Raw genomic sequence first — 22,294 nt, forward strand, 5'->3', positions numbered from 1 at the left:
CGCGACGAGGCCGCCGGCACCACCTCGCAGGTGCCGGCGGCCTCGCCGCCCCAGAAGCCGGCGATGCCGGCCTGCGGTCACTGAGCCGGCGGCATCAGGACCGAGTCGATGAGGTACACCGTGGCGTTGGCGGTCTGGACGCCACCGCAGATGACGTTCGCGTCGTTGACCATCAGCGCGTCGCCGCTGCCGGTGACCTCGACGTCCGCGCCCTGCACGGTCGTGTGGGTGCCGGCGATGTCGGCCGGCGCGACCTGCCCGGGCACGACGTGGTAGGTGAGGATCGTCGTGAGCGTGGCCGAGTCGGTCTTGAGGGCCTCGATGGTGGCGGGGTCGATCTTCGCGAAGGCGTCGTCCACCGGAGCGAACACGGTGAACTCATCACCGTTGAGGGTGTCGACGAGGTCGACGTCGGGGTTCAGCTGCCCGCTCACCGCCGCGACGAGCGTGGTCAGGATCGGGTTGTTGGATGCCGCGACCGCGACTGGCTCGGTCGACATCCCCTCGATCGATCCAGCGCCGTCGGGGACGGCCTCCGCGTAGCCGGCGCAGCCGGGGCCGACGAGGTTCGCCGCGGGGTCCATCTCCATCGGCTCTTCGGCCTCTTCCGTCTCCATCGGCGCCGAGGCCGGCTCGTCCGACGGCTCGGCGGCCGAGCCGCCCATCGAACAGGCCGACAAGGCGAAGGTCGCTGCGATGGCGAGGGCGAGACCAGCCGAGATGCGGGTGCGGCGTGAAGCGAACGTGCGAGTGAGTGACATGAGTTGCTCCTCTGTGAGGTCCATGCGGACCGTGATGTACAGGTCCCCGCATCGCGGGGCCAACCGCAGGAGCGGCTGTACTGGGTCTTCGGAGGCGCGCTGAAATCGGATCGGATCCGGATCCTTCCGCTCCGGCCCGCGCAGCCGTGAGCTGTTCATGAACCGACGTCGGGCAATCCGATCCCGCGTGCGGCGCGAACAAGCGTCGACCGATGCGACCGCGAGGGCAACGAGTCCGCGGCGGAGCATCGAGGTCGACGGAGGATGCGGCATGCTGGTGGACATGGTCATCGATGGTGTGGACGTGCCCGAGGACGGCACGACGCGCATCGACCGCATCGCGGTGCTGCTGCAACGCGTCGCGACGGGAGACCAGGACGCCTTCGCCCGCCTGTACGATCTGCTCTCACCGCGCGCGTTCGGCCTCATCCTGCGCGTTCTCGTCGATCGAGCGCAGAGCGAGGAAGTGCTGCAGGAGGTGTTCCTCGAGGTGTGGCAATCCGCTGCGCGGTTCACTCCGAATAGAGGTCAGGGAAGATCGTGGGTGCTCACGATCGCGCATCGTCGGGCCGTCGACCGCGTGCGGGCTTCGCAGGCGAGCAGCGATCGAGACGTGCGCGTCGGGCTGCGCGACCTGGACGTCGCTCATGATGGCGTCGCCGAACAGGTCGAGTTGCGCATCGCGAGCGAAGAGCTCATTGCGGCACTGTCGACGCTTCCGGAAGTACAGCAGGAAGCCCTGACCCTCGCCTATTACGGCGGATACAGTCAGAGCGAGATCGCGGCGCTCGTGGGCGCGCCGCTGGGGACGATCAAGACCAGGATGCGAGACGGCCTGTCTCGCCTGAGGGATGCAATGGGGGTGACGGCGTGAACGAACAGGAGTTCGCCGAACTGGCGGCGGGGTACGCGTTGAACGCCCTCTCGCCGCAGGATCGCTGGGCCTTCGAGGCCGAGCGCGCGCGGCATCCCGAATGGGAGCACTGGATCAGCGCGGATGCCGCCACCGCTGCGGCGCTCGCGGAGGGCGTCGCCGACGCCGCACCGCCCCTGACGATGCGTTCCAGTCTGCTGTCGCGGATCGCGACGACGCCGCAGCGGCCGGCGATGGACGCCTCCGCCGCGGCCGCCGCGTTCGAGCCAGGTGAGCCGTTCCGCGCTGCACCTGAGCCCGTAAGCGAGGCCGAGCCCGAGCCGGCGTCTGGGCCTGAGACGGGCGCTGCTGCGAACAACCCGAACGCCGAGCCGCCGCCGAACACCTCTGCCATCCAGGCGATCAGCCGGCGCAATTGGAGCCGCGGTCTGCTCGCGCTCGCCGCGTGCCTCGTGGTGCTCACCGTCCTCGGGTTCGGGGCGGCGTCGATCAACGAGCTGGTCAACCGTCCGCCGGCGGTGGTCGCGCTCGACGAGATCGAGTCTGCACCGGATGCCACCTCGGCCACCGTCGAGGTCACCGGCGGCGGCACCGCGACGGCGCACTGGGCGCCGTCGGTGGGCAAGGTCGTGCTCGTGGCCAACGGGATGCCCGAGATCCCTGATGACGAGACGTTCGAACTGTGGTGGGTGCGCGCCGGCGACCCGATCTCGGCGGGGACGTTCGAGGCGGGCGCCGACGGCGACACCACGGTGCTGCTCGATGGTGAGTGGTCGGAGGAAGACGTCGTCGCCGTCACCGTGGAGCCCGAGGGCGGCGCGCCCGATGGCGTGCCGACCACCGAACCGATCGTGGCCATCCCGACCGCGTGAGCGTCCGGGCATCCCGGTAGCCTGGCTCCGTGGCATCCGCCCCTCAATCTCCGCAGACCCTCGCCCACTTGCGACGTGCGCGGGATCTGATGGACCGTGACTATGCCCTGCCGCTCGACGTGCCCACGATGGCGGCGAAGGCGCTCATGTCGCCCGCGCACTTCTCGCGCGAGTTCAAGACCGCGTACGGCGAGACGCCCTACTCGTATCTGATGACCCGGCGCATTGAGCGCGCCATGGCGCTGCTGCGCGGGGGCATATCGGTGACGGATGCCTGCATCGCGGTGGGCGCGACGTCGCTCGGTTCGTTCAGCTCGACGTTCACCTCGATCGTCGGCGAGACGCCAAGCTCATACCGAGCGCGGTCCCATGACGCAGCCGAGGTGATGCCGGCGTGCATTGCGAAGATCCTGACCCGGCCCGCCCGGTATGTCTGAAGGCGAGAGGCTGGACAGAGCAGGATCGGAGAAGCGCCGCGCTACTGCCCGCCGCTAGCGTGGCATCCATGACCACCGTCTCGCTTGCATACAGCCCCATCACCGTCGACGATGTCGACGCCGCCGTCGAGTTCTACCGCGACGGACTCGGCCTCGAGATCGTCAACGACGTCTCGTACGACGGCCACCGCTGGGTCAGCTTCGGCTTGGCCGGTCAGCCCGGATTGGCCCTGGTCGTGTCGGACCCCGCCGCGGGACGCTCGCCGGAGGACGGCGAAGCGCTCGAACGGCTCATCGTCAAGGGAATCGGCCCCGGCCCCTACGTCTTCTCGACCGACGACCTCGACGCGACCTTCGAGCGGCTGCGGGCATTCGGCGCCGAAGTGCTGCAGGAACCGATCTCGCAGGACTGGGGCGCACGGGACTGCGCGTTCCGGGACCCCGCCGGCAACCACATCCGCATCAACCAGGCGTGACGCAGCGCCGCTGGACGGGTGATCGGACATGTGCCTGCCGTGGATGCGGCCTGCGCCCGAGCGCGCCCTCGCACTCGCTGCGGCGGGTAGCCTGGACCAGGTGAGTGACGAGTCCCGGGAGTTTCACAAGCCCGTCCGGCGGCCGGCCGAAGTGTTCGACCGGCTTTTCGCAGCCGAGGATCCGGCCGAGGTCTCGCGCGTCGCCCACTCCACCGCTCACGCGCTGCTCGCGCGGGTGCGGGCCGATCCCGACAGGGCCGTCGTGGACCGTCTGGTGGCGTTCACCGATGAGTACGGGCTCGATGACCTCGCCGAGCTGTGGTCGCGCTCGCCCGCCCGAACGCTTCCGGGCGCCCTGTGGCGGCTGTACCTGTTGCAGTTGATGATCCACGATGATCCGCACACGGCGGCCCTGCTCTACCAACGCGGGCGGGCGGAGTTGCGTTCCGTCGACGAGATCGTCGCGGGCGCGCCGTCCCCTGCCGGCCCCGATGAGCTCGTCGCACTGATCGACACCATCATGCGTGGACTGTTCGAGGGAGACTTCGCCGTCGCGCTCGATCGCGCCGCCGCGTTCGCCCGGGTGCAGGCTTCCGGTGCCACGCATGTCGCGGATGACTACGAACCCACCGAGCCCGCCCGATCCTCGGCCTTCACCACGCGCGCGCTGCGTCTGTCGGACTACGCCGCCGATCTCTCGGCCTGCGCCGGCCTCTGGCGTCGCGAGGCCTTGAGCTGAGGCATCCGTCCGTCTGCATCCCGCCTCCGCCGGCTCGCGCTGCGACGCCCCGGTCCGTTCCGTTCCGGCCCGACCCGGCCCGGCCCGGCCCGACCCGACCCGACCCGACCCGACCCGACCCGACCCGACCCGACCCGACCGAGACCCGACCCGACCCGACCCAGAATCGACCCGACCCGACCCGACCCGACCCGACCCGACCCGACCCAGAATCGGATCCGCACCTGCGGACATATGCCGTGACACGCCGATGAGGCGGCGCCCGACGCCGGCGCGCCGGTCATCGCCTCCGCACCTGCGGATCCGATTCGGTGTACGCGCGACGGCTTTCGCCCCGAGGGGCCACCGAGTGGGGAACCCATGGCTCCTCCCCAGTGGTGAGGTCGTCAACGGCTGTCCACAGATCGGCCGTGGCGATCGTGAGAGGGATGTCGTCACTCAGAGCATGGGTGGATGTGCACTGCCGATCACCCCACGGTCGTCTCTTTCCGAGAGCTCAGCTCGTCAGGATTCACCCGCCGCGCGATCAGGCAACAGGTGGCGGAGGGCGCGCTCCGTGCGCTGAGGCGGGGTGTCTATGCCTGGGAGGGCGCTTGCGACGTCGTCGCCGAGGCAGGTGCGCACGGCGGCTCGATCGCGTGCGTGACAGCCGCACGCCATCTCGGTCTGTGGGTCAGTGAGACCGAGCATCCCACCCATGTGTGGCTACGCGCGCACGGCCGTTCCTACGCGCATGAGAACTGTCGGTGCATCGCGCACTGGGACGATGGCTCGACACGCGACGCATTCGGCATGCCGACCGTGCCGAGGGTTCTGCGGCAGATCCTGCTCTGCAGGGGTATCGAGGAGTTCTTCGTGACACTCGAATCCGCGCGGCGTCAAGGGATGCTGACGGCATCGGGGCTGCGGTGGCTGACCAAGCGCGTCGGTCCCGAGGGACGTGACGCGATCGGCTACTCGCGCGCCGACGCGGACAGTGGTCTGGAGTCTCTGCTGCGATGGCGGCTCCGGCCACACGGACTCGCGGTGCGGACCCAGGTCAGGATCCTCTCCGTCGGTCGGGTGGACTTCGTCATCGGCGAGCGACTCATCGTCGAGGTCGACGGGGCGCCGAATCACGACGGGGAGTCGCACCGTCACAGAGACCTCGTCCGAGACGCGAATGCCGCAGCCTGGGGCTACGTGACCCTCCGGTTCGACTATGCGATGGTCGTGCACGACTGGGCGACAGTCGAACTGGCCATTCTCGCGCACATCGACCGCGGCCTCCACCTCGCATAGGTGCGGCGTCACGGGATGGCCCCGGCGGTGTCCGTAGAACCCGGCGGTGTCCGCAGAATCGGATCCGCCGATGCGGAGGGATGCCGCGGCACGCCGGTGTCCGCAGAATCCGGCGGTGTCCGCAGAATCGGATCCGCCGATGGGGACGGATGCCGCGGCACGCCGATGCGGGGCATCCGGAATCGGCGTGTCGGACGTGATGTCCGCACCGGCGGATCCGCGGTTGCGAACGGGACGGGGAACGGACGCTGGGCGAACAGGCGTGGAGGACCTGACGCGACCCGTGGCACAGCGCAGCGACCGCCGCACAGCGCAGCGACCGCCGCACAGCGCACCGACCGCCGCACAGCGCACCGACCCGCCGCACAGCGCACCGACCCGCCGCACAGCGCAGCGACCGCCGCACAGCGCAACGACCCGCCGCACATCGTGGAGAGGCGTACAGAACGCCGGGAACGCAAGTGCCGGGCCGCAGAACGCCTCTCGGCGCGAGGCCGCTCGCAGCGGCAGAAGATGGAGCCCGGGGTTACTGCGGCCCGGCCGTTACAGTCTAACGGAGACGAGGGTGGGGGTATTCCTGACGTCCTAGGCTCGAGGCATGACCTGGCGTTTCGCGCTCGTGATCGAGCCTGCGGCATCCGATGATCCCCGTACCGATTTCTCGGGCACCTTCCGCGAGATCGACCCGTCGGCGCCGGCGCTGAGCGTCGGCGAGCTGAGCACGCAACGCGGCGACGGCATTTTCGAGTCGATCGGCGTGGTCGACCGCCACGCGCAAGAGACCCAGGCGCACCTCGATCGTCTTGCGCACTCGGCCGGCCTGTGTGACCTGCCGTCCCCGCACCTCGAGCAGTGGCGGCAGGCAGTCGCCGTGGCGGCCGCGCACTGCCCGCCCGAGGGGGAGGGGGTCATCAAGCTCATCCTGAGCCGAGGTGTCGAGCACGGCCCCACACCGACCGCGTGGGTCACGGCGGCGCAGGCCGCCGACAACACGGCGGTGCGCGAGCGCGGGGTGCGGGTCGTCACGCTGGATCGCGGATACGGCATCGACACCCCCGGGCGGGCGCCCTGGCTGCTCCTGGGCGCCAAGACGCTGTCGTACGCCGTCAACATGGCCGCGATCCGCGAGGCCAAGCGACGTGGCGCCGATGACGCGATCTTCGTGTCGTCGGACGGGTTTGTGCTCGAGGCGCCAACCGCGTCGCTCATCCTGCGCATCGGCGACCGATTCGTCACGCCTGCCCCGAACGGCGGCATCCTGCACGGCACGACCCAGCTGAGCTTGTTCGAGCACCTCGCCGCGCAAGGCTTCGAAACCGGCTACGAGACCATTCCGGTCGAGTCGCTGGCGGGGGCGGATGCCGCGTGGCTGGTCTCGAGCGTGCGGCTGGCCGCTCCGATCACCGCCGTCGACGGCGTCGGCATCGCGGTCGACGCCGAGCTGACGGCATCCATCAACCGCTACCTGCTGAGCCCCCGCGACTGAATCAGGCGACGAAGGCCCCTGCCGATGGCAGAGGCCTTCGTCGTGCGGATCAACCGTGTCTGGATACGCTCGCGGGCGCTCGCTCCTCGACAACCGGATTCGGTTGATGCCCGCCTCCGGCAGGCATCAACCGAATCGGCCCGAGACGTAGTCCTCGGTCGCCTGTACGGACGGAGTGGTGAAGATCGTGCGGGTGTCGTCGTATTCGATGAGCTTGCCCGGCTTGCCGGTGCCGGCGATGTTGAAGAACGCCGTCTTGTCGCTCACTCGCGAGGCCTGCTGCATGTTGTGCGTCACGATGACGACGGTGTAGTCGTTCTTGAGCTCGCCGATCAGCTCCTCGATCGCGTAGGTCGAGATCGGGTCCAGGGCCGAGCAGGGCTCGTCCATGAGGATCACCTCGGGCGAGACCGCGATGGCGCGAGCGATGCACAGGCGCTGCTGCTGACCACCGGAGAGGCCGGAGCCGGGCTTGTCGAGCCGGTCCTTCACCTCGTTCCAGAGGTTCGCGCCCTTCAGCGACTTCTCGACGAGCGCATCGGCGTCGGACCGCGTTATCCGCTTGTTGTTGAGCTTGACGCCTGCCAGCACGTTCTCTTTGATCGACATCGTCGGGAACGGGTTGGGACGCTGGAACACCATGCCGACCTGCCGGCGCACCAGCACCGGGTCGACGTTCGGGGCGTACAGGTCGTCGCCGTCCAGCAGCACGCTCCCCTCGACGCGTGCGCCGGGGATCACCTCGTGCATGCGGTTGAGCGTGCGCAGGAAGGTCGACTTGCCGCAGCCGGACGGGCCGATGAACGCCGTCACGCTGCGCGGCTCGATGTCGAGAGACACGCCCTCGACGGCGCGGAAATCGCCGTAGTAGACATTGAGATCGTTGACTTCGATGCTCTTGGACACGGTTCCTCGGGTTCTCTTCGGGTAGGGGATGCTTCAGCGGCCGAACTTGGGCGAGAACACCTTCGCGACCAGGCGCGCGACGAGGTTCAGGAGCATCACGATGACGATGAGCACGAGGGCTGCCCCCCATGCACGGTTGTGGTAGGCCTCGATGGGGATGCCCGCGTTCATGTACTGCGTGTAGACGAACACCGGGAGGGTCATCATCCGGCCCTCGAACAGGTTGTAGTTCATGGAGGTCGTCACGCCGGCCGTCAGCAGCAGTGGTGCGGTCTCGCCGATGACACGGGAGATCGAGAGCATCACCCCGGTGGTGATGCCGGCGATCGACGTCGGCAGCACGACCTTCACGATCGTGAGCCACTTCGGCACGCCCAGTGCGTAGGCCGCTTCGCGCAGCTCGTTCGGAACGAGACGCAGCATCTCCTCGCTGGAGCGGACGACCACCGGGATCATGAGCACCGCCAGCGCGATGGATCCCATGATGCCCATGCGGATGCCGGGACCGAAGAACAGCGCGAAGAGCGCGAAGGCGAACAGGCCGGCGACGATCGAGGGGATGCCGGTCATGACGTCCACGAGGAACGTGATACCGCGTGCGAGCGACTTGCCGGCACCGTACTCGACGAGGTAGATGGCCGTGAACAGGCCGATCGGGATCGAGATGACCGCCGCGGCGAGTGTGATCAGCAGCGTCCCGACGATCGCGTGGAGGGCGCCGCCGCCTTCGCCGACGACGTTGCGCATCGACATCGAGAAGAAGTCCGCCGTGATGCCTGCGACGCCGTTGACCACGACGGTGACTGCCACCGACACCAGCGGCACCATCGCAACCGCGAATGCTGCCGTCACGACGCCGGTCACCAGTCGGTCGACGCCCTTGCGGCGACCTTCGACGAGGCTCGAGATGGCGGTGATGAGCACCAGGTAGAGAATGGCGCTGACGACCGCCCAGCCGGCGACATTGAAGGGATCGCCCTCGGCGATCGAGATGATCGCGAACAGCAGGGCGCCGACCGCGGCGCTTGCGCCCAGGAGGGCCCACGGAACCCAGGGCGGCAGGTGACCGCTCGTCAGACGTGGTGACTCGTGAGGTGAGAGGTCGGGCGGGGACTGAGTGGGGGCGGTTGTCACGGTCATGTCAGTTCGCTCCCGAGAATTCCTTGCGCCGGCTCACGATCCAGCGAGCGAGAGCGTTGACGGCGAAGGTCACGATGAAGAGGATCAAGCCCGTCGCGATGAGGACGTTGATGTTGAGGCCGTAGGCCTCGGGGAAGGTGAGGGCGATGTTGGCCGGGATCGTGCTCGGGTTCTCAGAGGTGAACAGCTCGAGGGTCACGACGCCGGTGGCCGAGAGCACCATCGCGACGGCCATCGTCTCGCCCAGAGCGCGGCCGAGTCCCAGCATCGAGGCCGAGACGATTCCACTTCGTCCGAAGGGGAAGACCGCCATCCGGATCATCTCCCACCGTGTCGCGCCGAGGGCGAGTGCCGCCTCCTCGTGCAGGACGGGAGTCTGCAGGAAGATCTCGCGGCAGATGGCGGTGATGATCGGGACCACCATCACCGCCAGCACGATGGCCGCGGTGAAGATGGTGCGCCCCGTGGCCGAGACGGTGCCGCCGAAGAGTGGAAACCAGCCGGCGTTCTCATTGAGCCACGCGTAAACCGGCTGAACCGCGGGGGCAAGCACCAGGATGCCCCACAGGCCGAAGACGACGGAGGGGACGGCGGCGAGCAGGTCGACGATGTAGCCGAGCCCCTGCGCCAGGCGTCGAGGGGCGTAGTGCGAGATGAAGAGGGCGACCGCCACCGAGAGCGGGACCGCCATGAGAAGGGCGAGGAAGGACGCCCACACCGTTCCGAACGCGAGCGGCCAGACGTACTCCCAGAAGTTCCCGCTGAGCAGCGACGCCGTCTCGCTGGTGGCCGTCATGCCGGGGACGGACTGGACGACGAGGAAGATCGTGACCGCTGCGAGGGTCACGAGGATCATCGACCCGGCGAACAGTGCGGTGCGCGAGAACCAGCGGTCTCCTGGCCGGAGCGGCGGCTTGGCCTTGACGGCCGGATCGGTCGTCGTCGTCATGGTGTCCTTCGGGTTCTGGGGCTTTCAGGGCGATACCCGGCCCGGCGCTGGAGCCGGGCCGGGTATCGGTGAGTGCTACTCCGAGACGATCGTGTCGATCGCCGCGTTGACCTGCTCGCGCAGGGTGTCCGAGATCGGCGCACTGCCGGCAGCGGCGGCCGCCTCGTCCTGGCCCTCGGGGCTGGCGACGTACTGAAGGTATCCCTTCACCAGCGGTGCGACCGCGGCGTCGGCGTACTCCTGGCACGCGATCATGTAGCTGATGAGGACGATCGGGTAGACGCCCGCCTCGTCACTGGTGCGGTTGAGCTCGATCGCGAGGTCGGCGTCGCCGCGGCCCTCCTCGAAGGGCGAGGCGTCGACGATGGCGGCCGCGGCCTCGGGCGAGTACTCGACGAACTCGTCCCCGACCTGAACGGCGACGGTCGAGAGGCCCTCCTCGGTGGCGCGGGATGCGTCGGCGTAGCCGATGGTGCCTTCGCCGCCCGCGACCGCCGAGACGACACCCGAGGTGCCCTGGGCGGCCTCGCCGGTCGACAGCGGCCAGACGCCGTCGGGCTCCGAGGTCCACACGTCCGGCGCGGCCTGGAACAGGTAGTCCGTGAAGTTCTCGGTCGTGCCCGAGTCGTCGGCACGGTGCACCGGCGTCACGGCCAGATCGGGGAGCGTCACGTCCGGGTTGAGGGCGGCGATGGCCGGGTCGTTCCAGTTCGTGATCGTGCCGGCGAACAGGCCCGCGATGGTCGCCGGGTCGAGGTTGAGCGTGTCGACGCCCTCGATGTTGAAGATGACGGCGATCGGCGAGATGTAGGTCGGCAGCTCGACGATGCCCGAACCTTCGACGCACCCTTCGAAGGGACCTGCCTCGATCTCTTCGACCGTGAAAGCACGGTCCGAGCCCGCGAACGGGAATGCGCCGGCCTGGAACGACTCACGGCCGGCGCCGGAGCCCGACGGGTCGTAGGTGATCGTGACGTCGGGGTTCGCCGTCTGGAAGCCGGCAGTCCAAGCCTGGACCGCCACCTCCTGCGCCGACGAGCCGCCGCCGGAGATCTCGCCGGAGAGGTCGGATGTGGTGGGCTCGTCGGAGGGGTTGCCCCCGGAGGGCTCGTTGGAGGCGCAGCCGGCGAGGGCGAGAGCCGCGACTGCGGCGACAGCGCCCACCTGGGCGATGCGGGAGATCTTCACTGTGTGAATCCTTCACGTGTCAGGGAAATGAGGCCCGGGTAGAGGCCTTCGGGTGCGAGCCCGGTGCGGGGCTCGCTCTGAAACGTAGGCGCGGACTCTTAAGAGAGTGCGCTGCGTGGGTAAACGGAAGGTGAACGGGGTGTCGACATCCATGCGTCCGGATGCAGGCGGTCGCGCCGAGTTCCGCGTCTTCCGTCGCCACGCGACCCCTTTCGTTCACCGCGGCCCGGTAAGGTTCTCGGCCATGGCGAAGAGCACGAAAGCCGAGCGCAAGGCGCTCGAGGCGATAGATCAGGCTGCAGCAGCCGCGAAGCAGGCGAAGAAGGTCGCGAAGTCACTGCCCGGCAAGCCGGCGAAGAAGCTCCGCGAGTTGGCGGCGGATGCGATCGATGCCGGCGACGTCTCGAAGAAGAAGCTGCGCAACAAGCCGCGCAAGGTGACGAAGGCCGCTGAGCGCGCCGAGCAGCGCGTGCGCAAGGCGACGCGCGCGGCCATCGAGAAGGCCGAGAACAAGGCACGGCTGCGGGCCGAGGCCGAGCGCGCGGCCGCTGAAGCCGAGCGCGCCGAAACAGAGGCCGCTGCGCGCAAGGAAGAGGCGAAGGCCCTCAAGAAGGCGGCCGCGAAGGCGGACCGTGCGGCCGCCAAGGCGGAGCAGCAGGCGCGCGACGCCGATGCGAGGCTCGATGAGGCCCTCCCCCCGCAGGACGCCGCGGATGCCGCAGAGCCGGCCGTCGCCGCCCCAGAGCCTGACGCGTCTCAGGCTCGCGAGCCCGACACCGCCGAACCCGAGGTCGCAGCCCCCGACGTCGCGCCGACCCGGCGCAGGGCGCCGCGCAGGCCCAAGGCCGTTCCGGCGGAGGATCTCTCCGCGCTGACGGTCGCGCAGCTGCGCGGTCGTGCCCGTGCCGCGGGCGCGGTCGGATACTCCCGCCTCAGCAAGGCCGAACTCGTCGCTCTGCTGTCCTGACGTGGTGCTCGGCGACGATCCCGTCGAGGCGCCCAGCCCGGTTCCCCCGCTCCTTGCGCAGCTGGACCGCACCGAGGCGGCTCCTGACCCTCGCACTCTCCTCGACATCCTCCAGGCGACGACCGCGCGCGTTCCCGAAGCATCGGCGCTGGATGACGGCTCGGTCGCGCTGAGCTACCGCGAGCTGATGGCGCGCGTGGCGCGCACGGCTGCTCGCCTGAACGAGGCCGGTGTGCGCCGCGGCGATCGTGTCGGGGTGCGGATGGCGTCGGGGTCGAAAGAGCTCTATATCGCGATCCTCGGCATCCTCGCCGCGGGGGCGGCGTACGTACCCGTCGACGCCGACGACCCCGACGAACGTGCGCGCCTGGTCTTCGGCGAGGCAGCGGTGCGCGGCGTGGTGGCCGGTGCGGGGGAGTACACCCCGTCCGATCCCGAGACGGATGCCGCGGGGGCGCGCCTCTTCGAGGGGGCCGCACCGCATCCCAGCACCGCGGCCGTCGTCACTGTGCCGCCGCCGAACCCCGACGATGACGCGTGGGTCATCTTCACCTCCGGCTCGACCGGCGTTCCCAAGGGCGTGGCGGTCTCTCACCGCTCGGCCGCGGCGTTCGTCGATGCCGAGGCGCGGCTCTTCCTGCAGGACGCCCCGCTCGGTCCCGGCGACCGGGTGCTCGCAGGCCTGTCGGTGGCCTTCGACGCGTCGTGCGAAGAGATGTGGCTGGCCTGGCGTCACGGCGCCTGCCTCGTGCCGGCGCCGCGATCGCTCGTGCGATCGGGCGAGGACCTCGCGCCGTGGCTCATCCGGCAGTCGATCACGGTGGTCTCGACGGTCCCCACTCTGGCCGCGATGTGGCCGGCCGACGCCATCGAGAACGTCCGGCTGCTGATCTTCGGCGGCGAGGCCTGTCCTGCCGACCTTGTCGCGCGGCTCGTCTCGGAGGGTCGCGAAGTGTGGAACACGTACGGGCCGACCGAGGCGACGGTGGTCGCGTGCGCTGCGCTCCTGGACGGTGCCGGCACCGTCCGGATCGGACTGCCGCTGGACGGGTGGGCGCTGGCGGTCGTGGATGGTGCCGATCGCCCGGTCGCCGAGGGCGAGGCCGGCGAGCTCATCATCGGCGGCGTGGGGCTGGCCCGCTACCTCGACCCCGCAAAAGACGCCGAGAAGTACGCGGCGATGTCGTCGCTCGGGTGGGACCGCGCGTACCGCTCCGGCGACCTCGTCCGTTACGACCCGGAGGGCCTCGTGTTCCTGGGGCGCGCGGACGATCAGGTGAAGGTCGGTGGCCGTCGCATCGAACTGGGTGAAGTCGAGTCGGCGCTGCAAGACCTCGCAGGAGTAACCGCCGCAAGCGCCGCGGTCCGCACGACCGATGCGGGGGTACCGGTGCTCGTGGGCTATCTCGTCGTCGAGAGCGGGTTCGACCGGGCGGCCGCGCGCGCGGAGCTGGCCGAACGCCTGCCCGCGGCAGTGGTTCCGCTGCTCGCCGTGGTCGGCGATCTTCCCGTGCGCACTTCGGGCAAGGTCGACCGCGCGGCACTGCCCTGGCCGCTTCCGGGTGTCGAGGTGCCCGACCCGGGCTTCAGTCCGCCGGAGGCATGGCTCGCCGAGCAGTGGCAGGCAGTACTGGGGCAGCAGGTGCCCAGCCGCAAAGCCGACTTCTTCGACCTCGGCGGCGGCTCGCTGGCTGCGGCCCAGCTGGTGTCGCGCATCCGCGCGCGCGTCCCGGAGTTCTCGGTGGCCGACATCTACGACCTTCCTCGCCTCGGAGCGATGGCCAAGGCGCTCGGACCCTTCCTCACGGACGAGCAGGACCACCCCTTCCGGATGCCCGAGCCCACGCCCCGGCTGACGCAGTGGACGCAGACGCTGCTGGGCGTGCCGCTGTTCATCCTGTCCGGCGTGCGCTGGCTGCTCTACATCCTCACGGCCGGCAGCGTCCTCCAGCTCGTGCCGGGCTTCGAGGCGCTTCCCACGGCACCGTGGTGGGTTCTCGTCCTGGGCCTGCTGATCTTCGCCACGCCCTTCGGCCGCATGGCGGTGGCGGCGGCATCCGCTCGCTTGTTGCTTGCGGGGCTGCGGCCCGGCGACTATCCGCGCGGCGGCATGGTTCATCTGCGACTGTGGCTCGCCGAGCAGATCTCCGACCAGGTCGACGCGGTGGGCCTGGCGGGCGCGCCGTGGGTCACGAACTACGCGCGAGCACTGGGCGCCAAGATCGGGCGCGATGTCGACATGCACACCCTCCCTCCCATCACCGGGATGCTCGAGATCGGAGATCGCGCATCGATCGAGCCCGAAGTCGACCTGAGCGGGTACTGGATCGACGGTGACCTCGTGCGAGTCGGCCAGGTGCGCATCGGGGCGGATGCGACGGTCGGCGCACGCAGCACGCTCGCTCCCGGCACCCGCATCGGCCAGCGGGCCGAGATCGCGCCGGGATCTGCGGTCTTCGGCCGCGTGCGAGCTGATCAGGCGTGGGCGGGTTCGCCCGCCGTCCGCGTTGGTGGCACCCGCGAGGGATGGCCGGCTGAGCGTCCGCTCGCGGGACGGGGCTGGCTGTGGGCGTACGGTGTGTCGGCCGCCGGACTGGCGTTCCTGCCGGTCGTGGCGTTCGCCGCCGGGGGCCTCGTCCTGGCACAGGGGATTCGCGGAGCGGCCGACCTCGGCGCTGCGCTGATTGCCGCGTTCGCGTGGCTGATCCCGGCCACCCTCATGGTCGGTCTCGTCTTCGCGAGCGCCGTCGTGATTCTGGTGAGGCTGCTGTCGATCCGGCTGCCCGCGGGAACGCATCCGGTGCGCAGCCGTGTCGGATGGCAGGCATGGACCATCGAGCGCCTGCTCGACTCGGCGCGCACCGTCCTGTTCCCGCTCTACTCGAGCCTGTTCACCCCGGTGTGGCTCCGCCTGCTCGGAGCGCGAGTGGGCGCCGATGTCGAGGCATCCACGGTCCTGCTCATCCCGTCGATGACCCACATCGAAGACGGCGCCTTCCTCGCCGACGACACCATGGTCGCGTCGTACGAGCTGCGCGGCGGCTGGCTGCGCATCGGAGAGGTGCGGATCGGCAAGCGGGCATTCCTCGGCAACTCAGGCATGGCGCCTCCCGGCCACAGGGTGCCGCGCGACGGACTCGTGGCGGTCCTCTCGGCGGCGCCGGTCAAAGCCAAGCCCGGCTCATCGTGGCTGGGCTCGCCCGCCGTTCGGCTGCGGCGCCAGTCGAACGCCGGCGACCAGAGCCGCACCTACGCGCCCCCGACGCGCCTGCGGATCGCGCGGGCGCTGTGGGAGATCTGCCGCATCGTTCCGGTGTTCGTCACGTGCGGGATCGGTCTTCTCGTGCTGTTCGCGCTCGCCGCCCTGGTGCAGGTTGCCGGAGTCGTGGTCGCCCTGCTCCTGTCGGGCATCGTCCTGCTCGGTGCGGGCGCCATCGGCGCGGGGGTGTCGACGGCGGCGAAGTGGCTGATCGTGGGCTCGATCCGCGCGGGGGAGCAGCCGCTGTGGTCCAGCTTCGTGTGGCGTACCGAGGTGTCCGACACGTTCACCGAGATGGTCGCGGCCCCGTGGTTCGCCCGTGCTGCGGCGGGCACGCCCGCGCTCGCCGTCTGGCTCCGCTCGCTCGGCGCTCGCATCGGGCGCGGTGTGTGGTGCGAAAGCTACTGGCTTCCCGAGCCCGACCTGGTGACCCTCGGCGCCGGCTCGACGGTCAACCGCGGCTGCGTCGTGCAGACGCATCTGTTCCATGATCGAATCATGAGCATGGACACCGTCGAACTGGAGGCCGGTGCGACGCTCGGTCCGCACAGCGTCATCCTTCCCGCCGCGAGCATCGGCGCGCACGCGACGGTCGGCCCCGCCTCGCTCGTGATGCGCGGAGAGAGCGTGCCCGTCGGCTCACGCTGGAGCGGCAATCCCATCGGGCCGTGGCGGGTCGTCAAGGTGCGCGCCTACCAGTCGACATCGTGAGCGATCACGACTCTTACGCTCCGCAGAGCGGCGATCCCAGCTACGACGTCGTCTCGTACGACCTCGACCTCGACTATCGCGTCCGCACCAATCGACTGAGCGGTCGCGCTGTGATCCACGCGGTGGCGTCCGAGCGGGTGCGGTCGGTCGCCCTCGACCTGATCGGCCTGCGGGCGACGCGCGTGCGGGTCGACGGGAACCCCCGTACGACCTTCCGCCAGGCGCCCCGCGCGGTTCGGATCACACTTCCGGAGCCGGTCGAAGCGGGCGAGGAGTTCTCGATCGAGATCGCGTATGCCGGCGCGCCGGCACCGCGGCGTTCGCGGTGGGGCACCATCGGCTGGGAGGAACTGGAGGACGGCTCGCTCGTGGCTGCGCAGCCCACCGGCGCCCCCACCTGGTTCCCATGCAACGACCGCCCCGACGATCGCGCTCGCTACCGGATCGCCGTGACGACCGAGTCGGAGTACACGGTCGCCGCCACGGGAGTGCCGAGGCCTCCGGTTCCGGTCGGGGCGCGCCTGCGCTGGGAGTTCGTGTCGGAGGTGCCCACCGCGACGTACCTCGCCGCGGTGCACATCGGCCGGTATCGGGAGCAGCGGATCGGCTCCGCGCGGTTCATGCAGCCTGCCGCGCTCAAGACAGAGGTCAGGCGGGCGTTCGCCGACGTGCCCCGCATGATGGCCTGCTTCGAAGCGGCGTTCGGGACCTACCCGCAAGAGGAGTGCACGTTCGTCGTGACCCCCGACGTGCTCGAGATCCCCCTCGAGGCCCAGGGGCTGATGGTGTTCGGCGCCAATCACCTCGATGACGCGTCGGCCCGCCTGATCCCGCACGAGTTGGCCCACCAGTGGTTCGGGAACAGCGTGGGCGTGGGCGCCTGGCGCGACATCTGGCTCAACGAGGGCTTCGCGTGCTACGCGGAGTGGGTGTGGTCGGAGGCGTCGGGAGGTTCGACCATCGCCCAGCTCGCCGCGCTCCATCACGCCGGGCTGAGCAGGCTGCCGCAGGATCTCGTGCTGTCGGATCCGGGGGCTGCCACGATGTTCGACGATCGCGTCTACAAGCGCGGAGCCCTCCTGCTCGAAGCGTTGCGCCGCACGCTCGGTTCCGACGTGTTCGGCGAGCTGGTGCGTCGCTGGGCGCGCCTCCACCGGCACTCGGTCGTCTCGACCGACGACTTTCGCGAGTGTGTCGAGCTGGTGACGGGCCAGAGCCATGCCGCACTGCTTGAGGCATGGCTCGATCAGCCCACGCTCCCGCCGCTGCCTCTCGTGGGTCTCGAAGAGCCCATCAGCAGCTGACCTCTGAAGAGCCGAGGCGGAGCACCGCAACGCTGATCGTCACGCCGGCCGGTGCCGCGGCATCCCAGCCCATGATTCCTCCGCCGCCGGGAACGCGCGCGATCCATCCGTCCGGGTCGCCGTCGACCCTCACCAGCGCCGGATCCACACGCAATCCGCGGCCGTCGGCCTTGAGCGCCGCCTCGACGCGGGTCCACTCCCGCACCGACACGTCGCGGTCGCCGCCGAGCACCCCGCGAAGGCCGGCCGCGTCGCGACGCGGGTCGAGGTCGAGCTCGGCATCGATGCCGATCGCGCTCACTCCGTCGGCGCGGTGAGCCACCGCGACGACCGCGAGATCCCCCGCGTACGACACGCCGGCCACGGACGGTGCGCCCTCCACCATGATCGCGCCGTGCGGCCCGCCGCAGCGAGTGCACGGATTTCGCAGTCGGGCGCGTGCGGGCAGCAGCTCGCGCAGCAGCGTCCACGCGATGTCGCGTCGCGGCATGCCGCGGGGCACAGGTCGCCACGCGATCTGTACCCCCAGGGCGTGATTCGGGTCGTCCAGGTCAGACCTTCGGGAGATGCGTCTCGATCGCGACGATGCCCGAGCCGGGGTTGTTCGCCGAGAGATGCACGACCGAGAACGCCGCCGGATCGAGCGCCGAGGCGCTGCCGAGGTACGAGCCGCGCAGCGTGCCCGTCGCGAGCGCGATCTCGGTCAGGAGCTCGGGAAGCACCGGGCCGTGGCTGCAGAGCACAGCCGGCTTGCGCGCCCGGACGCGCTCGCCGACGACGGTGCGCGCGTCGGAGGCGCCGTCCTCCCAGGCATCCTGGCTGATCCGCTTCGTCGTGTGGATCTTGCGACCGAGAATCGCCGACAGCGGCTCGAGTGTCGCCACGCATCTCACCGCCGGGCTGGAGATCAGCTTGCGCGCACCGAAGGCCAGCAGCGGCCCCACGATCGCCTGCGACTGCTTCTTGCCACGCGAAGCGAGCGGCCGCTCGGCATCCTCCCCGTCCCACTCCTCTCGTCCCAGCGCCTTGCCGTGGCGCAGCACGATGAGGGGGAACGTGCCGAGCACTCCCTGCTCGACGAGACCCGCGAAGTACTCGAGGATCTCGACGTCGACCGGATAGCTCAGCCGTGCGAGCGCCTTCTTCGTCGAGACCCACTCCAGCGCGGCGATCTCTTTGTTGGGCACGAACGCCGACGCCCGGATCGCGGCGTCCGTCGCCTCGGCGGCCCAGTAGTGCACGATCTTGGTGCGCTTGCTCGGCAGGCGATAGCGGGAGACGCCGACGGGCACGCCGAGCGCGACGCGGATGCCGGTCTCCTCATGGATCTCGCGCGCCGCGGTCTCGGCGAGCATCTCGCCGGGATCGACCTTCCCCTTGGGCAGCGTCACATCGCGATACTTGGTGCGGTGGATCAGCAGCACGCGGAGCTTGCCGTCGACGATGCGCCAGACCACTCCACCCGCCGCGTACACCGCGGTCTCGGTCATCGCACCGCCCGCGCGCGGCGCCGCCGCTGCACGTTGGCCATGGTGCGGTCCTGCAGGTCCGTCAGCGGTTTGCCGTCGTCACCGATGTTGTGGCGCACCCACTCGCCGTCGGGCCCGAGATGCCACGAACTCGTCGTGTCGCTCATCGCAAGCGTGAAGAGTTCGTCGAGCTCTCGCCGGTGCGCCGGTGCACTCACCCGCACGAGCGCCTCGACGCGTCGGTCGAGGTTGCGGTGCATCATGTCGGCGCTTCCGATGTAGATCTGCGGGTCGCCGTCATTGTGGAACGCGAAGATGCGCGAGTGCTCGAGATAGCGGCCCAGGATGCTGCGAACGGTGATGTTCTCGCTCAGTCCCGGCACACCGGGCTTGAGCGAGCAGATGCCCCGCACCCACACCTCGATCTTCACGCCGTCCTGGCTCGCCCGGTAGAGCGCGTCGATGATGAGCTCGTCGACCATCGAGTTGACCTTGATGCGCACGCTCGCGGGTTTGCCGGCGAGGGCGTTGCGCCGCTCCTTCTCGATCAGTCGCAGCAGGCCCTTGCGCAGATGCAGCGGCGCGACGAGCAGACGCTTGAACTTCTTCTCGATCGCATAGCCGCTCAGCTCGTTGAACAGGCGGGTGAGGTCGCGACCGACCTGGTCGTCGGCGGTGAAGAGCCCGAAGTCCTCGTAGATGCGGCTGGTCTTGGGGTTGTAGTTGCCCGTGCCGATGTGGCTGTAGCTTCGCAGCACGCCGCCCTCCTGGCGGATGACCAGCGCGAGCTTGCAGTGGGTCTTCAGGCCCACCAGGCCGTAGACGACGTGCACGCCGGCCTTCTCGAGCTTGCGCGCCCACACGATGTTGTTCGCCTCATCGAAGCGCGCCTTGATCTCGACGAGCGCCAGTACCTGCTTGCCCGCTTCGGCGGCATCGATGAGCGCCTCGACGATCGGGCTGTCGCCCGACGTGCGGTACAGCGTCTGCTTGATCGCGAGAACGTGCGGGTCCTTCGCGGCCTGCTCGAGGAAGGCCTGCACGCTGGTCGCGAACGACTCGTACGGGTGGTGCACCAGCACATCGCCCTTGCGGATCGACGCGAAGATGTCGGGGCGCTCGTTGTTGTCTCCGGGCTGGAACGCCAGTGCGGTGGTCGGCACGTGCGGCTTGTAGCGCAGGTCGGGCCGATCGATGCGGGAGAGGTCGAACAGGCCTCGCAGATCGAGCGGGCCGGGCAGGCGGTAGACCTCCTGCTGCGTGATGTCGAGCTCCTTCAGCAGGAGGTCGAGGGTCACCTCGTCCATGTCGTCGGTGATCTCGAGCCGGATCGGCGGTCCGAAGCGGCGACGGAGGAGTTCGGCCTCGAGGGCCTGGATGAGGTTCTCGGTCTCGTCCTCCTCGATCACGACGTCCTCGTTGCGGGTGAGGCGGAAGGCGTGGTGGTCGAGCACCTCCATGCCGGGGAAGAGGTCGTCGAGGTGGTTGGAGATGAGATCCTCCAACGGCAGGTAGCGGGCGACCCCGTCGACCGGCGGCAGCGCGACGAAGCGCGGGAGCATCGGCGGCACCTTCAGACGCGCGAACTCCTGACGCCCGGTGCGGGCGTTGCGGATGCGGATGGCGAGGTTGAGCGAGAGCCCCGAGATGTAGGGGAACGGATGCGCCGGGTCGACGGCCAGCGGCATCAGCACCGGGAACACCTGGGACTGGAAGTAGTCGTACAGTCGCGTCCGCTCGTCGCCGTCCAGGGCGTCGTAAGAGATCACGCGGATGCCGGCATCCGCCATCGCCGGCTTGACGCCGTTCGTCCAGGCAGCCGCATGACGGAGCTGCAGTCGGTGCGCTTCGGCCGAGATGTCGGCGAGGACGTCGACCGGCACCCGGCCGACGTTGGTCGGCACCGCGAGGCCCGTGACGATGCGCCGCTTGAGCCCGGCCACTCGCACCATGAAGAACTCGTCGAGGTTGCTTGCAAAGATCGCGAGGAAGTTCGCCCGCTCGAGCACGGGGAGGTTCGGGTCCTCGGCCAGTTCGAGAACGCGCTGATTGAAGGAGAGCCAGCTCACTTCTCGGTCCAGATAGCGGTGGTCCGGCAGTTGTGAGTCGAACGCCTCCGTCATGTCGAAGTCGTCGTCGTCCGCGTCGCCCAGACCCGCGTCGAGCACCTCGGGTTCGATCATCTCCTCATCATTGCAGGGTCGCGTGACGAGAGTGTGAACAGGATGCGGTCGTCAGGTCTGGCTGCGCTCGCGGGGCGCGGGGATCTGGTCGTCCTCGTACACGTTGAAGCGGTAGCCGACGTTGCGCACCGTGCCGATGAGCTGCTCGAGGTCGCCGAGCTTGGCCCGCAGGCGCCGCACGTGCACGTCGACCGTGCGGGTGCCGCCGAAGTAGTCGTATCCCCACACCTCGCTCAGCAGCTGCTCCCGGGTGAAGACGCGAGAAGGGTGGGTGGCGAAGAAGTGGAGGAGCTGGAACTCCTTGTAGGTCAGATCCAGCGGCTTGCCATGCACCTTCGCCGAGTACGACGACTCGTCGATCGTGATGCCCGAGGTCTGGATGCGCGTCGAGACCTGCTCAGCCGACTGGCGTCCGACCGCCAGCCGGATCCGCGCGTCGACTTCGGCCGGACCGGCCGTGACCAGGATGACGTCGTCGATGCCCCAGTCCGTCGACACCGCCGTGAGGCCACCCTCGGTGACGATCAGGAGCAGTGGGGCGTCCAGGCCCGTCGTGTTGAGGATCTTGCACAGCGACTTCGCGCCGACCAGGTCGACGCGGGCGTCGACGAAGATGATGTCGGCGCTCGGGGCGTTGACCAGTTGGGCCGGTTCGGCCGGGATCTGGCGCACGCGGTGGCTCAGCAGTTCGAGCGAGGGCAGCACAGGACCGCCTCCCTGAGCGGAGCTGAGGACCAGGAGCTGAGCCAATGCGTCGCCTTCCCGGCGCGTGGGCGAGCGCCGTGCCCCCAGTGTAGGGCGTGCGGGCCACCGTGAATTCGCCGTGATGACGCGCCGAGACATCCGTTTCTATGCGCCGGCGGCCGAGGTGAGCGAAGATAGCCGTGTGGCCGTGCCCGAACTCGCTCCCCGTCGCACGCTCGGCGGCGTCGTAGCCGTGTGGGTGCTCGCCGCCCTCATGGGGGTCGCGGTCGGCGTCTTCGCGGCGGAACAGTGGCGGGGCGCGTGGCTGGCCGTCGGGTTGGGTGCCTGCCTCGTCGCAGCTTTCGCCGTCCAGCTCTGGTCGGGTCGCTCCCAAGGATTCACCGAGCGGGTCGCCGCCGGCGTTCTCGGGTCGGCGCTGGTGATGGGGGTCATCAGCCTCGGTTTCGGTCTCGCCTCGATCGTTCCCGGTTAGACTCGGTCGCATGGATCTCGTCGCGCTCGAACTGTTCTTCGTGGGCCTGCTGGGCCTGGCGTCGCTCGCGATCGTCTTCGTGTCTGCGGTGGTCGTGAAGAACCTGTACCGCGGC

The 22,294-nt window shown here is 69.5% G+C and carries 20 protein-coding genes; 11 read left to right on the forward strand and 9 right to left on the reverse strand.

What is annotated here, in order from left to right; translation table 11 throughout:
- Positions 1-77 precede the first annotated feature (77 nt).
- Positions 78-761 carry a fasciclin domain-containing protein gene (locus K0817_RS13435; RefSeq protein WP_219982043.1) on the reverse strand — a complete coding sequence of 228 codons (684 nt, stop codon included), beginning with the start codon at positions 759-761 and terminating at the stop codon, positions 78-80.
- Between the two features lie 271 nt (positions 762-1,032).
- On the opposite strand from K0817_RS13435, the gene sigK reads away from it, so the two are divergent.
- The 7 genes from sigK to K0817_RS13470 all read left to right on the forward strand — a co-directional run bounded on the left by sigK (position 1,033) and on the right by K0817_RS13470 (position 6,926).
- Entirely contained in the window at positions 1,033-1,635 is a 603-nt protein-coding gene (gene sigK, locus K0817_RS13440) for an ECF RNA polymerase sigma factor SigK (RefSeq protein WP_219982044.1), read from the forward strand.
- Entirely contained in the window at positions 1,632-2,507 is an 876-nt protein-coding gene (locus K0817_RS13445) for an anti-sigma factor (RefSeq protein WP_219982045.1), read from the forward strand. Before sigK ends, K0817_RS13445 begins: the two co-directional genes overlap by 4 nt.
- Before the next feature lie 89 nt (positions 2,508-2,596).
- Positions 2,597-2,944, forward strand: a complete 348-nt coding sequence (locus tag K0817_RS13450; protein WP_219982348.1) for a helix-turn-helix transcriptional regulator — start codon at positions 2,597-2,599, stop codon at positions 2,942-2,944.
- Between the two features lie 68 nt (positions 2,945-3,012).
- Positions 3,013-3,420 (forward strand): VOC family protein, encoded by a 408-nt coding sequence (locus tag K0817_RS13455; protein WP_219982046.1) that lies wholly within the window; start codon positions 3,013-3,015, stop codon positions 3,418-3,420.
- A gap of 100 nt (positions 3,421-3,520) precedes the next feature.
- Entirely contained in the window at positions 3,521-4,159 is a 639-nt protein-coding gene (locus K0817_RS13460; protein ID WP_219982047.1) for a DNA-directed RNA polymerase subunit beta, read from the forward strand.
- A 453-nt stretch (positions 4,160-4,612) separates the two neighbouring features.
- Positions 4,613-5,440, forward strand: a complete 828-nt coding sequence (locus K0817_RS13465; RefSeq protein WP_219982048.1) for a type IV toxin-antitoxin system AbiEi family antitoxin domain-containing protein — start codon at positions 4,613-4,615, stop codon at positions 5,438-5,440.
- Positions 5,441-6,038: 598 nt separating this feature from the next.
- A complete protein-coding gene (locus K0817_RS13470) occupies positions 6,039-6,926 on the forward strand; it encodes an aminodeoxychorismate lyase (RefSeq protein WP_219982049.1) in 888 nt (295 codons plus the stop codon).
- A gap of 126 nt (positions 6,927-7,052) precedes the next feature.
- On the opposite strand, the gene pstB is transcribed toward K0817_RS13470, so the two are convergent.
- From pstB to pstS, 4 genes are all read right to left on the reverse strand, one after another.
- Positions 7,053-7,832, reverse strand: coding sequence for a phosphate ABC transporter ATP-binding protein PstB (gene pstB / locus K0817_RS13475; RefSeq protein WP_219982050.1), 780 nt, complete (start codon positions 7,830-7,832; stop codon positions 7,053-7,055).
- A 33-nt stretch (positions 7,833-7,865) separates the two neighbouring features.
- Positions 7,866-8,972, reverse strand: coding sequence for a phosphate ABC transporter permease PstA (gene pstA / locus K0817_RS13480; protein WP_219982051.1), 1,107 nt, complete (start codon positions 8,970-8,972; stop codon positions 7,866-7,868).
- Position 8,973: 1 nt separating this feature from the next.
- Positions 8,974-9,921, reverse strand: coding sequence for a phosphate ABC transporter permease subunit PstC (gene pstC, locus K0817_RS13485; RefSeq protein WP_219982052.1), 948 nt, complete (start codon positions 9,919-9,921; stop codon positions 8,974-8,976).
- Between the two features lie 75 nt (positions 9,922-9,996).
- Complete coding sequence (pstS, locus tag K0817_RS13490; RefSeq protein WP_219982053.1) at positions 9,997-11,109, reverse strand: phosphate ABC transporter substrate-binding protein PstS; 1,113 nt, start codon at positions 11,107-11,109, stop codon at positions 9,997-9,999.
- 244 nt (positions 11,110-11,353) lie between these two features.
- On the opposite strand from pstS, the gene K0817_RS13495 reads away from it, so the two are divergent.
- Genes K0817_RS13495 through K0817_RS13505 form a run of 3 tightly spaced genes read left to right on the forward strand, consistent with a single transcriptional unit; the run spans position 11,354 to position 17,350 of the window.
- Positions 11,354-12,076 carry a hypothetical protein gene (locus tag K0817_RS13495; protein ID WP_219982054.1) on the forward strand — a complete coding sequence of 241 codons (723 nt, stop codon included), beginning with the start codon at positions 11,354-11,356 and terminating at the stop codon, positions 12,074-12,076.
- Positions 12,077-12,080: 4 nt separating this feature from the next.
- On the forward strand, positions 12,081-16,046 hold the full coding sequence (locus tag K0817_RS13500; protein WP_219982055.1) for a Pls/PosA family non-ribosomal peptide synthetase: 3,966 nt from the start codon (positions 12,081-12,083) through the stop codon (positions 16,044-16,046).
- Positions 16,043-17,350 (forward strand): M1 family metallopeptidase, encoded by a 1,308-nt coding sequence (locus K0817_RS13505; RefSeq protein WP_219982056.1) that lies wholly within the window; start codon positions 16,043-16,045, stop codon positions 17,348-17,350. The genes K0817_RS13500 and K0817_RS13505 overlap by 4 nt, the downstream gene beginning before the upstream one ends.
- On the opposite strand, the gene K0817_RS13510 is transcribed toward K0817_RS13505, so the two are convergent.
- The 4 genes from K0817_RS13510 to K0817_RS13525 form a co-directional block, all read right to left on the reverse strand.
- Entirely contained in the window at positions 17,340-17,840 is a 501-nt protein-coding gene (locus K0817_RS13510) for a chemotaxis protein CheY (RefSeq protein WP_219982057.1), read from the reverse strand. The two genes, K0817_RS13505 and K0817_RS13510, sit on opposite strands and share 11 nt — an antisense overlap.
- A 61-nt stretch (positions 17,841-17,901) precedes the next feature.
- Positions 17,902-18,840, reverse strand: coding sequence for an NUDIX domain-containing protein (locus tag K0817_RS13515; RefSeq protein ID WP_219982058.1), 939 nt, complete (start codon positions 18,838-18,840; stop codon positions 17,902-17,904).
- Entirely contained in the window at positions 18,837-21,002 is a 2,166-nt protein-coding gene (locus K0817_RS13520; RefSeq protein ID WP_219982059.1) for an RNA degradosome polyphosphate kinase, read from the reverse strand. The genes K0817_RS13515 and K0817_RS13520 overlap by 4 nt, the downstream gene beginning before the upstream one ends.
- Positions 21,003-21,053: 51 nt before the next feature.
- Positions 21,054-21,752, reverse strand: a complete 699-nt coding sequence (locus tag K0817_RS13525; protein WP_219982060.1) for a winged helix-turn-helix domain-containing protein — start codon at positions 21,750-21,752, stop codon at positions 21,054-21,056.
- A gap of 76 nt (positions 21,753-21,828) precedes the next feature.
- Here K0817_RS13525 and K0817_RS13530 point away from each other — a divergent pair, with 76 nt between their 5' ends.
- Positions 21,829-22,179 (forward strand): hypothetical protein, encoded by a 351-nt coding sequence (locus tag K0817_RS13530; RefSeq protein ID WP_301339963.1) that lies wholly within the window; start codon positions 21,829-21,831, stop codon positions 22,177-22,179.
- Positions 22,180-22,294: the final 115 nt, after the last annotated feature.

The sequence above is a fragment of the Microbacterium sp. HD4P20 genome (assembly GCF_019449275.2).
Lineage (GTDB): Bacteria > Actinomycetota > Actinomycetes > Actinomycetales > Microbacteriaceae > Microbacterium.

What these genes read in the sequence shown, in the direction of transcription:
- K0817_RS13450 (WP_219982348.1), top strand. Translation starts at nt 2,597, where the DNA reads ATGGACCGTGACTATGCCCTGCCGCTCGACGTGCCCACGATGGCGGCG.
- sigK (WP_219982044.1), top strand. Translation starts at nt 1,033, where the DNA reads ATGCTGGTGGACATGGTCATCGATGGTGTGGACGTGCCCGAGGACGGC.
- K0817_RS13495 (WP_219982054.1), top strand. Translation starts at nt 11,354, where the DNA reads ATGGCGAAGAGCACGAAAGCCGAGCGCAAGGCGCTCGAGGCGATAGAT.
- K0817_RS13520 (WP_219982059.1), bottom strand. Translation starts at nt 21,002, where the DNA reads ATGATCGAACCCGAGGTGCTCGACGCGGGTCTGGGCGACGCGGACGAC.
- K0817_RS13530 (WP_301339963.1), top strand. Translation starts at nt 21,829, where the DNA reads ATGACGCGCCGAGACATCCGTTTCTATGCGCCGGCGGCCGAGGTGAGC.
- K0817_RS13470 (WP_219982049.1), top strand. Translation starts at nt 6,039, where the DNA reads ATGACCTGGCGTTTCGCGCTCGTGATCGAGCCTGCGGCATCCGATGAT.
- K0817_RS13465 (WP_219982048.1), top strand. Translation starts at nt 4,613, where the DNA reads ATGTGCACTGCCGATCACCCCACGGTCGTCTCTTTCCGAGAGCTCAGC.
- K0817_RS13510 (WP_219982057.1), bottom strand. Translation starts at nt 17,840, where the DNA reads ATGCCGCGACGCGACATCGCGTGGACGCTGCTGCGCGAGCTGCTGCCC.
- K0817_RS13515 (WP_219982058.1), bottom strand. Translation starts at nt 18,840, where the DNA reads ATGACCGAGACCGCGGTGTACGCGGCGGGTGGAGTGGTCTGGCGCATC.
- K0817_RS13455 (WP_219982046.1), top strand. Translation starts at nt 3,013, where the DNA reads ATGACCACCGTCTCGCTTGCATACAGCCCCATCACCGTCGACGATGTC.
- pstA (WP_219982051.1), bottom strand. Translation starts at nt 8,972, where the DNA reads ATGACCGTGACAACCGCCCCCACTCAGTCCCCGCCCGACCTCTCACCT.
- K0817_RS13435 (WP_219982043.1), bottom strand. Translation starts at nt 761, where the DNA reads ATGTCACTCACTCGCACGTTCGCTTCACGCCGCACCCGCATCTCGGCT.
- pstC (WP_219982052.1), bottom strand. Translation starts at nt 9,921, where the DNA reads ATGACGACGACGACCGATCCGGCCGTCAAGGCCAAGCCGCCGCTCCGG.